The sequence below is a fragment of the Burkholderia reimsis genome (genome assembly GCF_003294055.1).
GTDB classification, from domain to species: domain Bacteria; phylum Pseudomonadota; class Gammaproteobacteria; order Burkholderiales; family Burkholderiaceae; genus Burkholderia; species Burkholderia cepacia.
The window spans coordinates 1-12,192 of the sequence record NZ_QMFZ01000021.1; the positions used below are offsets into that span (position 1 = coordinate 1).

A 12,192-nucleotide genomic window follows, 5' to 3' on the forward strand; every position below is an offset into this window, starting at 1 on the left:
CGAGACCAGGACGTTGATAGGTCAGGTGTGTAAGCGCAGTAATGCGTTCAGCTAACTGATACTAATTGCCCGTAAGGCTTGATCCTATAACAAGTCTGCCTTGTAGATCGGCGCCGTGTGAAAGCACCGGCCGCAAGATCCAGAGCGACAAGTTGGATTCTCGTGTGTGATACACACAACCTAAATTACTGCTTCTTCCAAGATTGGTTGTGCTGCGAAGCCAGCGCAACAACCCTCTTTGCCTGATGACCATAGCGAGTCGGTCCCACCCCTTCCCATCCCGAACAGGACCGTGAAACGACTCTACGCCGATGATAGTGCGGATTCCCGTGTGAAAGTAGGTAATCGTCAGGCTCCCTAAGCCAGAAACCCCCGCCCGACCAGGCGGGGGTTTTTGCATTGGCGCGGCGGAAATGCGTGAGTGATCGGGATCGGTGGCATGGCTGCTGCTCGAGCTGGGGCCGGGGTGCCGATTCTCCAGGATTGCCTTTGCGAGACTGACGCAGATCAGACCGATCGGGTTGGCCTTGCACCGCTCGCTGGCGCCGACCAAGACCCGCCATCCAAACATCCATCCACTTGCTGTTCACGAAGACGACGATCGGATCGAGTCGCGACTCCACCGCATTTCTGACCACGTCTCGTCATGGCCAGGAGTGGCATGGCCAGTTGCACGAATACCCGTTATTGTGCGCAGTTTCTCTGCGTATTGAGCACTTCTCCGCCCAAAACCACCGTTGCCGTATCCGAGGGGCACGCCTGGCGGTTCCCGTTGCGCCATGAGCCATCAGTGTGACCTGGGCAGCGAGTGGCGAAAATCCGCCGTTCGGCGTCCTTATATGCCGAAAGCTCCAGGCGACTACTGCCAATCGAGCGCACGAAGTCAGGTTTTGTCCAGGACGGCATCTTGTAGCGATCTAGGCTTGTTTGTTTCTCAACTCGTCGCATCTTCTCTCAAATCGATCCTTGCAAAGAAGATGGGGCGCTTTCGGCGTGCCACATGGAAGTCGTTGATACATAGCGCGAACCGGACGTACGCGAGTTCCTCAACCAGATGGCATCAAAAATTCGCGCCGTTTCTTTTGATGGGCGCAGGCCGGCCGTCTTGAAACACGCAGACTTCTTCGATGAGCGAATAGCCGGTGCCGCGAAAGCAGTCCCGACTTTCGCCTATCGACGCGAAGGGCGTGCCCCCGCATCGACGCCAGTAGATCGCGCCCTGCCTGGGGTATCCAGATCGCAGAGTGCGGAGCCATTGCCTGGCGCGAACCGGCGCGTCGTATTCAGGCCTTGATCCCCGGTCCGCGCGCGCAAAGTCGGGCAGCTCGCAGCGGTCGAGCGGAAGTTGCAGGCCTGCTTTCTCGCGTCTTCGGATCGATGCCGTGCGGAAAACGCGCAGGCGTCGAATCTTGCACAAGTATCTGCGTTCAGCTGCTCGAGGCGGGCGTCGTACGGGCATGGGGGATGTCTTGTATATGCGGCGGAATCGCCTCGATAGGTCGGCCAGACGCTGATGTTGGTCGGCTTGCGCGGGGGCGAAGTGCAGTCGCCCACGCGCTAAAGAACGTGCGCCGAGATTGCCGCGGCAAACCTGCGCGGCAGCTCCCGGCACGGCCGTATGTCGTCGCTGTCGATGAAGGTTGGGCAGCAGGATTCGTCTGTCGACGCGTCATCACCGGCGCCGGCGGCAATGAAGTACATGGCGGCATCGTTGATCAGCATGCATAGGCGACCGCATCCTGACTCCACGAGGGTGCCTTGGTCGCCCCGGCGTGTACCGAACCGGCGCCCTTGGCATTGCGCGTGAGCTTCAATCTTTCATATGCGACGGCGCGGCTGCTACCGGGCGTCCCGGGGCGTGGCTATCAGCCAGCGCCTCCTGACGGGTCCAGGCGATCGTGCTTGGGCGGCACTGGCGTCTGTCGGCCGGGCGGCGTGTGCGGTCAAAACCATGAAGGACGGAAAAAGATCACGCAGACGCATGAGGATCCGAACCAGGGCGGGCAGGTGGCTCGGGATAGTACGGTTCCCCTGTCTCTGAAGCCGGCAAAGCCCAGCGCCGCCATCGCGATTTCTCGTTGGCAGCGTTGCTCAAACTCATGATGCGATTGCTGGAAAGCGTTCGAAAGTCGTGTCACGTCAATCGCTGGCGGGTCGGGCCAGACAACCCTAGAAACCAGCAATGGACTCCCGGGAGGCATCTAAAAACAGATCATGGCAGCCGCCCGGCACGAAATTTGCGGAAATTTTGCATCTACCCGCTTGGCAGAGTGCTCAAGAGATCGTATGATGGCGGTCTTTCGTTTTCAGCGCAGATGCAGATCGACGCTGAAAGCGGAGTCTGACGAAGATGTGACACTGATCAGTAGCACCCATGCTTGCCTTAGCCGGGCAAGGGCGGGAGATCGGTGGTCAGGCAGGTATCAGGAAGGGGATGAAAATAATCTTCCGGATGTGCTTGACAGGGGTGCGATGTACCCCCATAATCGTCAGTTCTCTACGGAGGGGTGCCCGAGTGGCTAAAGGGGGCAGACTGTAAATCTGTTGGCTTACGCCTACGTTGGTTCGAATCCAACCTCCTCCACCAAGATATCAGCGCAGTGAGCGGTAAGGAATCGTTTGTGGCCCGTGCGGGTGTAGCTCAATGGTAGAGCAGAAGCCTTCCAAGCTTACGACGAGGGTTCGATTCCCTTCACCCGCTCCAGACCGCGAAGTTGAAGCGTAAAGCGCCCATGTGGCTCAGTGGTAGAGCACTCCCTTGGTAAGGGAGAGGTCGGCAGTTCGATCCTGCCCATGGGCACCAGCAGTAAAAAGTCAGTGTCTTGTTGTTTGCGCGCGGCGCAACCTGTGAAATTCCTTTTGGGAGTTGAAAATGGCCAAGGAAAAGTTTGAGCGGACCAAGCCGCACGTGAACGTTGGTACGATTGGTCACGTTGACCACGGCAAGACGACGCTGACGGCAGCGATCACGACGGTTCTGACGAAGAAGTTCGGCGGCGAAGCGAAGGCGTACGACCAGATCGACGCGGCACCGGAAGAAAAGGCACGCGGCATCACGATCAACACGGCACACGTCGAGTACGAAACGGCTAACCGCCACTACGCACACGTCGACTGCCCGGGCCACGCTGACTATGTGAAGAACATGATCACGGGCGCAGCGCAGATGGACGGCGCGATCCTGGTTTGCTCGGCAGCAGACGGCCCGATGCCGCAAACGCGTGAGCACATCCTGCTGGCGCGTCAGGTTGGCGTTCCGTACATCATCGTGTTCCTGAACAAGTGCGACATGGTGGACGACGCTGAACTGCTCGAGCTGGTCGAGATGGAAGTTCGCGAACTCCTGTCGAAGTACGACTTCCCGGGCGACGACACGCCGATCGTGAAGGGTTCGGCCAAGCTGGCGCTGGAAGGCGACACGGGCGAGCTGGGCGAAGTGGCGATCATGAGCCTGGCAGATGCGCTGGACACGTACATCCCGACGCCGGAGCGTGCAGTTGACGGCGCGTTCCTGATGCCGGTGGAAGACGTGTTCTCGATCTCGGGCCGTGGTACGGTGGTGACGGGTCGTGTCGAGCGCGGCATCGTGAAGGTCGGCGAGGAAATCGAAATCGTCGGTATCAAGCCGACGGTGAAGACGACCTGCACGGGCGTTGAAATGTTCCGCAAGCTGCTGGACCAAGGTCAGGCAGGCGACAACGTCGGTATCCTGCTGCGCGGTACGAAGCGTGAAGACGTGGAGCGTGGCCAGGTTCTGGCGAAGCCGGGTTCGATCACGCCGCACACGCACTTCACGGCTGAAGTGTACGTGCTGAGCAAGGACGAAGGCGGCCGTCACACGCCGTTCTTCAACAACTACCGTCCGCAGTTCTACTTCCGTACGACGGACGTGACGGGCTCGATCGAGCTGCCGAAGGACAAGGAAATGGTGATGCCGGGCGACAACGTGTCGATCACGGTGAAGCTGATTGCTCCGATCGCGATGGAAGAAGGTCTGCGCTTCGCAATCCGTGAAGGCGGCCGTACGGTCGGCGCTGGCGTCGTCGCCAAGATCATCGAGTAAGCCAGTTATTCGTTGATCGACAGTTTTGGGGCTGGCAACAGCCAGCCCCAGTATGGTTTAGGGGTATAGCTCAACTGGCAGAGCGTCGGTCTCCAAAACCGAAGGTTGGGGGTTCGATTCCCTCTGCCCCTGCCAAAAAATAGCCACGTGTCCTACGTGGCATTTGTTTTAAGGTGTTATGGCGAATCCATCCGTCGAAACTGTAAATACCTCCGGCGATAAGCTGATGCTGGCCCTGGGCGTATTGCTGGTCTTGGCCGGATTCGTGGGCTTCTTCTGGCTGGCCAATCAGCAGTGGTATGTCCGCGGTGCCGCGTTGGCGGTAGGGATCATCGCCGGCGTGGCCGTCGGGCTGATGTCCGCCCCTGGCAAGAGCCTCATCGCCTTTGCCAAGGATTCGTACAAGGAAGTCCGGAAGGTCGTTTGGCCCACCCGCAAAGAAGCAACGCAAACCACACTCGTCGTGTTCGGTTTCGTGCTCGTGATGGCGATTTTCCTCTGGTTGAGTGACAAATCGATCGAATGGGTGATTTTCTCGGCGATTCTGGGTTGGAAATGATATGAGCGATACTCCGGCATCCCCGAGCGGAAAGCGTTGGTACGTCGTGCACGCCTACTCCGGTATGGAGAAGAGCGTGCAACGTGCGCTTCAGGAGCGCATCGAACGTGCTGGCATGCAGGACAAATTCGGTCAGATCCTGGTTCCGACCGAAGAAGTGGTCGAAGTCAAAGGCGGCCACAAGGCAGTGACCGAGCGTCGATTCTTCCCCGGCTACGTGCTGGTGGAGATGGAAATGACGGACGAAACGTGGCACCTCGTGAAGAACACCGCGAAGGTTACCGGTTTCGTCGGCGGTGCACGTAACCGCCCGACCCCGATTTCCCCGAAGGAAGTCGAGAAGATCATGTCGCAGATGCAGGAAGGCGTCGAGAAGCCGCGCCCGAAGACCCTGTTCGAGGTCGGCGAGATGGTGCGTGTGAAGGAAGGCCCGTTCACGGACTTCAACGGCACCGTCGAAGAAGTCAACTACGAAAAATCGCGCGTGCGTGTGTCGGTCACCATCTTTGGCCGATCCACCCCGGTCGAACTCGAGTTCGGCCAGGTCGAAAAAGTTTGATCCCGATTCGGTGGGCAGCCTCGGCTGCCCACCTTCGCGCTTACGGCCCGCGTCATGGCCGTTGAGGAGCGTCAGTAGCCAGAGGCGAAAGCGCGTTATCACTCACCGAACGCCCTTCCGGCGTTCCAATGAGGTTCACAAATGGCAAAGAAGATTATCGGCTTTATCAAGCTGCAGATCCCTGCAGGTAAAGCCAACCCGTCGCCGCCGGTCGGTCCGGCACTGGGCCAGCGCGGCCTGAACATCATGGAGTTCTGCAAGGCGTTCAACGCGCAGACTCAAGGCATGGAGCCGGGTCTGCCGGTGCCGGTGGTCATCACGGCATTCGCTGACAAGAGCTTCACGTTCGTGATGAAGACGCCGCCGGCGACCGTCCTGATCAAGAAGGCGGCGAAGGTGGACAAGGGCTCGAGCAAGCCGCACACCGACAAGGTCGGTTCGATCACGCGCGCTCAAGCCGAAGAAATCGCGAAGACCAAGATGCCGGACCTTACGGCAGCTGATCTGGACGCAGCCGTTCGCACCATCGCTGGTAGCGCACGCTCGATGGGCATCACTGTGGAGGGCGTGTAAATGGCTAAGATCTCCAAGCGCCGTCAGGCATTTGCCGCCAAGGTCGATCGTCAGAAGCTGTACGCGATCGAAGACGCACTGAGCCTCGTGAAGGAATGCGCGAGCGCGAAGTTCGATGAGTCGATCGACGTCGCAGTCCAGCTCGGCATCGATGCGAAGAAGTCGGACCAGGTCGTTCGTGGTTCGGTCGTTCTGCCGGCAGGTACGGGCAAGTCGGTTCGCGTTGCCGTGTTCGCGCAAGGCGAGAAGGCTGAGCAAGCGCGTGCAGCAGGCGCGGAAATCGTCGGTATGGAAGACCTGGCCGAGCAGATCAAGGCTGGCCAGATGGACTTCGACATCGTGATCGCTTCGCCGGACACGATGCGTATCGTCGGTACGCTGGGTCAGATCCTCGGCCCGCGCGGCCTGATGCCGAACCCGAAGGTCGGTACGGTCACGCCGGACGTCGCAACCGCCGTCAAGAACGCGAAGGCTGGTCAGGTGCAATTCCGTGTCGACAAGGCCGGTATCATCCACGCGACCATCGGCCGTGCATCGTTCGAGCCGACCGCACTGCGTTCGAACCTGTCGGCGCTGATCGAAGCGCTGCAGAAGGCAAAGCCGGCAACGAGCAAGGGCGTCTACCTGCGCAAGATCGCACTGTCGAGCACGATGGGCGTCGGCGTGCGTGTCGACCAGGCTACGCTGGCAGCACAGTAAGCAAGATTTCGGGCCGCTTCGTTCGCGAAGCGGCCTACATGGGCTTTGGGCGGTTGTTCGCGCAGCAGGGCGGGCAACCGGTTATCAAAGACCGTTGGTGGGGCGCAGCAGTCAGGTGATCCCTTAATTCAAGCCAACGCAGATGGCGAACCCGAAAAAGTTTTGCAGTGGTGAAGCCGCAGGCCGTGAAGCGATTCGCGGCATGAGGTGGAAATACTCCTAACGAGGTCGGACGCCGTTGTTGAACGAGGTACGTGAGGTTTCGGCCATGCCGGCCACGCCGAACGTATCGTTTCTGGAGGCTAACCGTGCCGCTTAATAGAGAAGACAAGCAAGCCGTCGTCGCTGAGGTTTCCGCGCAAGTCGCGAAGGCCCAGACCGTTGTGCTGGCTGAGTATCGTGGAATTGCGGTTGGCGATCTGACCAAGCTGCGCGCGAAAGCGCGCGAGCAACAGGTTTACCTGCGCGTGTTGAAGAACACGCTGGCGCGCCGCGCCGTTGAAGGTACGCCGTTTGCTCCGCTGGCAGAGCAGATGACTGGCCCGTTGATCTACGGCATCTCGGAAGATGCAATTGCTGCTGCTAAGGTCGTCAACGACTTCAGCAAGAGCAATGACAAGTTGGTCATCAAGGCTGGTTCGTTCGATGGCAAGGTGATGGACAAGGCTGGCGTGCAAGCGCTGGCAAGCATCCCGAGCCGCGAAGAACTGCTCTCGAAGCTGCTGTTCGTTATGCAATCGCCTGTTTCGGGCTTCGCGCGTGCCCTGGCCGCGCTGGCAGAGAAGAAGCAAGCGGAAGCTGCGTAATCGAACGTGCATCAGCGTCATTGATCGCTGGCTGTATCCGAATTCAATTTAGGAGTATTTCAAATGGCAATCGCAAAAGAAGACATCCTGGCAGCAGTCGAAGGGATGACCGTTCTGGAACTGAACGAACTGGTCAAGGCGTTCGAAGAGAAGTTTGGCGTGTCGGCAGCTGCAGTGGCAGTCGCTGGCCCGGCAGGCGGCGGCGCTGCTGCTGCTGCAGAAGAGAAGACCGAATTCACGGTCGTTCTGGCTGAAGCAGGCAGCAACAAGGTTGCAGTCATCAAGGCAGTTCGCGAACTGACGGGCCTGGGCCTGAAGGAAGCGAAGGACGTCGTTGACGGCGCACCGAAGGCTGTCAAGGAAGGCGTCGACAAGGCTGCTGCTGAAGAAGCCAAGAAGAAGCTGGAAGAAGCAGGCGCGAAGGTCGAAGTCAAGTAAGTTTCGGCGCGCTGTGCGAAGGCTGGCGGTATTTTCACCGCCGGCCTTTTTGTGCTTTGTGGGGACGTTATTCTGGCACTCATTCGGGAGCCCGAATAATCGGCCCCAGAAGCCAAAGAAAACCGCCTGATCGTTGTGATTGGTCACGAATGGCGGTTCTCTTTGTCTTCTGAAGCGACTGCAGAAGGCAAGTTTGGTCGGGTAGCGGGCAACACAGGCATCCGCTGCCGTCAGCCAGCGGTTGGTAGCGGCCAACCACCAAGCTTCTCGGCTCGTTCAAGCCGTCGGACGGCCATCGGGTCTCAGTCGGTGAACACTCGGGTTTGAAACGTCCAGGTATTCCGCCTCGATAGCACCCGCCGTGATTCGGAGATCGTATGCAATATTCCTTCACCGAGAAGAAGCGCATTCGCAAGAGTTTCGCGAAGCGCCCCATCGTTCACCAAGTTCCTTTCTTGCTGGCTACCCAGCTTGAATCATTCAGCACGTTTCTGCAAGCCGATGTGCCGGCCACGCAACGCAAGCCTGAAGGTTTGCAGGCCGCGTTCACATCGGTATTTCCCATTGTTTCGCACAACGGCTTTGCGCGCCTCGAGTTCGTGAGCTACGCGTTGTCCGCGCCGGCATTCAACATCAAGGAATGCCAGCAGCGCGGCCTGACGTACTGCTCCGCGCTGCGCGCGAAGGTCCGCCTTGTCATCCTCGACAAGGAATCGCCGAACAAGCCGGTCGTCAAGGAAGTGAAAGAGCAGGAAGTGTACATGGGCGAAATTCCGCTCATGACGCCGACGGGCTCGTTCGTCATCAACGGCACCGAGCGTGTCATCGTCTCGCAGCTGCACCGTTCGCCGGGCGTGTTCTTCGAACACGACAAGGGCAAGACGCACAGCTCGGGCAAGCTGCTGTTCTCGGCACGGATCATTCCGTACCGCGGCTCGTGGCTCGACTTCGAATTCGATCCGAAGGACATCCTGTACTTCCGCGTCGACCGTCGCCGCAAGATGCCGGTCACGATCCTGCTGAAGGCCATCGGCCTGACGCCGGAACAGATCCTCGCGAACTTCTTCGTGTTCGACAACTTCACGCTGATGGACGAAGGCGCACAACTCGAGTTCGTGCCCGAGCGCCTGCGTGGTGAAGTCGCGCGTTTCGACATCACGGATCGTGATGGCAAGGTCATCGTCCAGAAGGACAAGCGGATCAACGCGAAGCACATTCGCGATCTCGAAGCCGCGAAGACCAAGTTCATCTCGGTGCCGGAAGACTATCTGCTCGGCCGCGTGCTGGCGAAGAACGTCGTCGACGGCGACACCGGCGAAGTGATCGCGAGCGCGAACGACGAAGTCACGGAAAGCGTGCTCGAGAAGCTGCGCGAAGCGGGCATCAAGGACATCCAGACGCTCTACACGAACGACCTGGACCAGGGCCCGTACATCTCGTCGACGCTGCGTGTCGACGAAACGACCGACAAGACGGCCGCGCGCATCGCGATCTACCGCATGATGCGTCCGGGCGAGCCGCCGACCGAAGAAGCGGTCGAGGCGCTGTTCAACCGTCTGTTCTACAGCGAAGAAGCGTACGACCTGTCGAAGGTCGGCCGCATGAAGTTCAACCGCCGCGTCAGCCGTGACGAGATCACCGGCCCGATGACGCTGCAGGACGACGACATCCTCGCGACGATCAAGATCCTCGTCGAGCTGCGCAACGGCAAGGGCGAAGTGGACGACATCGACCACCTCGGCAACCGTCGCGTGCGTTGCGTCGGCGAACTGGCGGAAAACCAGTTCCGCGCCGGTCTCGTGCGTGTCGAGCGCGCGGTCAAGGAACGCCTCGGCCAGGCCGAAAGCGAAAACCTGATGCCGCACGACCTGATCAACTCGAAGCCGATTTCGTCGGCGATCCGCGAGTTCTTCGGTTCGTCGCAGCTGTCGCAGTTCATGGACCAGACCAACCCGCTGTCGGAAATCACGCACAAGCGCCGTGTTTCCGCACTGGGCCCGGGCGGTCTGACGCGCGAACGCGCAGGCTTCGAAGTTCGTGACGTGCACCCGACCCACTATGGCCGCGTGTGCCCGATCGAAACGCCGGAAGGTCCGAACATCGGCCTGATCAACTCGCTCGCACTGTACGCGCACCTGAACGAGTACGGCTTCCTCGAGACGCCGTACCGCAAGGTTGTGGACAGCAAGGTGACCGACCAGATCGACTACCTGTCGGCGATCGAGGAAGGCCGTTACATGATCGCTCAGGCGAACGCCGCGATCGACGAGAACGGCACGCTGATCGACGAACTCGTGTCGTCGCGTGAAGCCGGCGAAACGATGATGGTCACGCCGGACCGTATCCAGTACATGGACGTCGCGCCGTCGCAGATCGTGTCGGTTGCAGCCTCGCTGATTCCGTTCCTCGAGCACGACGATGCGAACCGTGCACTGATGGGTTCGAACATGCAGCGTCAGGCCGTGCCGTGTCTGCGTCCGGAAAAGCCGGTCGTCGGGACGGGCATCGAGCGCACCTGCGCGGTCGACTCGGGTACGACGGTTCAGGCGTTCCGCGGCGGTGTGGTCGACTACGTCGACGCAGGCCGTATCGTGATTCGCGTGAACGACGACGAAGCGGTCGCGGGTGAAGTCGGTGTCGACATCTACAACCTGATCAAGTACACGCGTTCGAACCAGAACACGAACATCAACCAGCGTCCGATCGTGAAGATGGGCGACAAGGTCTCGCGCGGCGACGTGCTGGCCGACGGCGCCTCGACGGACCTGGGCGAGCTCGCGCTCGGCCAGAACATGCTGATCGCGTTCATGCCGTGGAACGGCTACAACTTCGAAGACTCGATCCTGATCTCGGAGAAGGTGGTTGCGGACGATCGCTACACGTCGATCCACATCGAAGAGCTGAACGTCGTTGCACGCGACACGAAGCTCGGGCCGGAAGAAATCACGCGCGACATCTCGAACCTGGCGGAAGTCCAGCTCGGCCGTCTCGACGAATCGGGCATCGTGTACATCGGTGCTGAAGTCGAAGCAGGCGACGTGCTGGTCGGCAAGGTCACGCCGAAGGGCGAGACCCAGCTGACGCCGGAAGAGAAGCTGCTGCGCGCGATCTTCGGCGAGAAGGCTTCGGACGTGAAGGACACGTCGCTGCGCGTGCCGTCGGGCATGAGCGGTACCGTGATCGACGTCCAGGTGTTCACGCGTGAAGGCATCCAGCGCGACAAGCGTGCGCAACAGATCATCGACGACGAACTGAAGCGCTACCGTCTCGACCTGAACGACCAGCTGCGCATCGTGGAAGGCGACGCGTTCCAGCGTCTCGCGCGCATGCTCGTGGGCAAGGTCGCGAACGGCGGTCCGAAGAAGCTCGCGAAGGGCACGAAGATCGACCAGGCTTACCTGGAAGACCTCGACCACTACCACTGGTTCGACATCCGCCTCGCGGACGACGAAGCAGCGGCATCGCTCGAAGCGATCAAGAACTCGATCGAAGAGAAGCGTCACCAGTTCGACCTCGCGTTCGAAGAGAAGCGCAAGAAGCTCACGCAAGGCGACGAACTGCCGCCGGGCGTGCTGAAGATGGTCAAGGTGTACCTCGCGGTGAAGCGCCGTCTGCAGCCTGGCGACAAGATGGCAGGCCGTCACGGTAACAAGGGTGTCGTGTCGAAGATCGTCCCGATCGAAGACATGCCGTACATGGCCGACGGCCGTCCGGCAGACGTCGTGCTGAACCCGCTGGGCGTTCCGTCGCGGATGAACGTGGGTCAGGTTCTGGAAGTGCACCTCGGCTGGGCTGCGAAGGGCCTCGGCTGGCGTATCGGCGAAATGCTGCAGCGTCAGGCGAAGATCGAGGAACTGCGCGTGTTCCTGACGAAGATCTACAACGAGTCGGGCCGCCAGGAAGACCTGGAAAGCTTCACCGACGACGAGATCCTCGAACTCGCGAAGAACCTGCGCGAAGGCGTGCCGTTCGCGACGCCGGTGTTCGACGGTGCGACCGAGGAAGAAATGGGCAAGATGCTCGACCTCGCGTTCCCGGACGACATCGCCGAACAGCTCGGCATGAACCCGTCGAAGAACCAGGTCCGTCTGTACGACGGCCGCACGGGTGAAATGTTCGAGCGTCGCGTGACGCTGGGCTACATGCACTACCTGAAGCTGCACCACTTGGTCGACGACAAGATGCACGCGCGTTCGACCGGCCCGTACTCGCTCGTCACGCAGCAGCCGCTGGGTGGTAAGGCGCAGTTCGGTGGCCAGCGTTTCGGTGAAATGGAAGTGTGGGCACTCGAAGCGTACGGCGCGTCCTACGTGCTGCAGGAAATGCTGACGGTGAAGTCGGATGACGTGACCGGCCGGACGAAGGTGTACGAAAACCTCGTCAAGGGCGACCACGTGATCGATGCAGGCATGCCGGAATCCTTCAACGTGCTCGTGAAGGAAATCCGCTCGCTCGGTATCGACATCGATCTCGACCGCAATTAATCGGACTACGG

Annotated in this window: 9 protein-coding genes, 4 tRNA genes and 2 rRNA genes; 14 read left to right on the plus strand and 1 reads right to left on the minus strand. The window is 60.0% G+C overall.

Features of this window, described 5'->3' with window-relative positions; translation table 11 throughout:
• Together DPV79_RS22900 and rrf are read left to right on the plus strand one after the other, a co-directional pair.
• Window positions 1-86, plus strand: a 23S ribosomal RNA gene (locus DPV79_RS22900); the annotation flags it as partial.
• 155 nt (window positions 87-241) lie between these two features.
• Window positions 242-354: ribosomal RNA gene (rrf, locus tag DPV79_RS22905) — 5S ribosomal RNA — on the plus strand.
• A 1,203-nt stretch (window positions 355-1,557) separates the two neighbouring features.
• Here the strand turns inward: rrf and DPV79_RS42745 are convergent.
• Complete coding sequence (locus DPV79_RS42745; protein ID WP_165843556.1) at window positions 1,558-1,722, minus strand: hypothetical protein; 165 nt, start codon at window positions 1,720-1,722, stop codon at window positions 1,558-1,560.
• 779 nt (window positions 1,723-2,501) lie between these two features.
• Here DPV79_RS42745 and DPV79_RS22910 point away from each other — a divergent pair.
• The 12 genes from DPV79_RS22910 (at window position 2,502) to rpoB (ending at window position 12,181) form a co-directional block, all read left to right on the plus strand.
• A tRNA-Tyr gene (locus DPV79_RS22910) sits at window positions 2,502-2,587 on the plus strand.
• Window positions 2,588-2,630: 43 nt separating this feature from the next.
• Window positions 2,631-2,704: transfer RNA gene (locus DPV79_RS22915), tRNA-Gly, on the plus strand.
• Window positions 2,705-2,728: 24 nt separating this feature from the next.
• Window positions 2,729-2,803, plus strand: a tRNA-Thr gene (locus DPV79_RS22920).
• Between the two features lie 69 nt (window positions 2,804-2,872).
• Window positions 2,873-4,063 carry an elongation factor Tu gene (gene tuf, locus DPV79_RS22925; protein ID WP_006482910.1) on the plus strand — a complete coding sequence of 397 codons (1,191 nt, stop codon included), beginning with the start codon at window positions 2,873-2,875 and terminating at the stop codon, window positions 4,061-4,063.
• Between the two features lie 59 nt (window positions 4,064-4,122).
• A tRNA-Trp gene (locus DPV79_RS22930) sits at window positions 4,123-4,198 on the plus strand.
• Between the two features lie 43 nt (window positions 4,199-4,241).
• Window positions 4,242-4,622 (plus strand): preprotein translocase subunit SecE, encoded by a 381-nt coding sequence (gene secE / locus DPV79_RS22935; protein ID WP_006482892.1) that lies wholly within the window; start codon window positions 4,242-4,244, stop codon window positions 4,620-4,622.
• A 1-nt stretch (window position 4,623) separates the two neighbouring features.
• A complete protein-coding gene (gene nusG, locus DPV79_RS22940; RefSeq protein ID WP_006400672.1) occupies window positions 4,624-5,181 on the plus strand; it encodes a transcription termination/antitermination protein NusG in 558 nt (185 codons plus the stop codon).
• A 141-nt stretch (window positions 5,182-5,322) separates the two neighbouring features.
• Window positions 5,323-5,754 carry a 50S ribosomal protein L11 gene (rplK, locus tag DPV79_RS22945; protein ID WP_006477201.1) on the plus strand — a complete coding sequence of 144 codons (432 nt, stop codon included), beginning with the start codon at window positions 5,323-5,325 and terminating at the stop codon, window positions 5,752-5,754.
• A complete protein-coding gene (gene rplA, locus DPV79_RS22950) occupies window positions 5,755-6,453 on the plus strand; it encodes a 50S ribosomal protein L1 (protein WP_006482906.1) in 699 nt (232 codons plus the stop codon). It abuts the gene before it with no gap.
• A 308-nt stretch (window positions 6,454-6,761) separates the two neighbouring features.
• A complete protein-coding gene (gene rplJ / locus DPV79_RS22955; protein WP_021161756.1) occupies window positions 6,762-7,259 on the plus strand; it encodes a 50S ribosomal protein L10 in 498 nt (165 codons plus the stop codon).
• Between the two features lie 63 nt (window positions 7,260-7,322).
• Window positions 7,323-7,697: a 50S ribosomal protein L7/L12 gene (gene rplL, locus DPV79_RS22960; RefSeq protein WP_021161757.1), complete on the plus strand. Its 375-nt coding sequence runs from the start codon at window positions 7,323-7,325 to the stop codon at window positions 7,695-7,697.
• A 377-nt stretch (window positions 7,698-8,074) separates the two neighbouring features.
• A complete protein-coding gene (gene rpoB, locus DPV79_RS22965) occupies window positions 8,075-12,181 on the plus strand; it encodes a DNA-directed RNA polymerase subunit beta (RefSeq protein WP_027788581.1) in 4,107 nt (1,368 codons plus the stop codon).
• The last annotated feature ends 11 nt before the right edge of the window (window positions 12,182-12,192 follow it).

Coding starts and splice junctions, on each gene's coding strand:
- DPV79_RS42745 (WP_165843556.1), bottom strand. CDS start 1,722: ATGCTGATCAACGATGCCGCCATGTACTTCATTGCCGCCGGCGCCGGT.
- tuf (WP_006482910.1), top strand. CDS start 2,873: ATGGCCAAGGAAAAGTTTGAGCGGACCAAGCCGCACGTGAACGTTGGT.
- secE (WP_006482892.1), top strand. CDS start 4,242: ATGGCGAATCCATCCGTCGAAACTGTAAATACCTCCGGCGATAAGCTG.
- nusG (WP_006400672.1), top strand. CDS start 4,624: ATGAGCGATACTCCGGCATCCCCGAGCGGAAAGCGTTGGTACGTCGTG.
- rplK (WP_006477201.1), top strand. CDS start 5,323: ATGGCAAAGAAGATTATCGGCTTTATCAAGCTGCAGATCCCTGCAGGT.
- rplA (WP_006482906.1), top strand. CDS start 5,755: ATGGCTAAGATCTCCAAGCGCCGTCAGGCATTTGCCGCCAAGGTCGAT.
- rplL (WP_021161757.1), top strand. CDS start 7,323: ATGGCAATCGCAAAAGAAGACATCCTGGCAGCAGTCGAAGGGATGACC.
- rpoB (WP_027788581.1), top strand. CDS start 8,075: ATGCAATATTCCTTCACCGAGAAGAAGCGCATTCGCAAGAGTTTCGCG.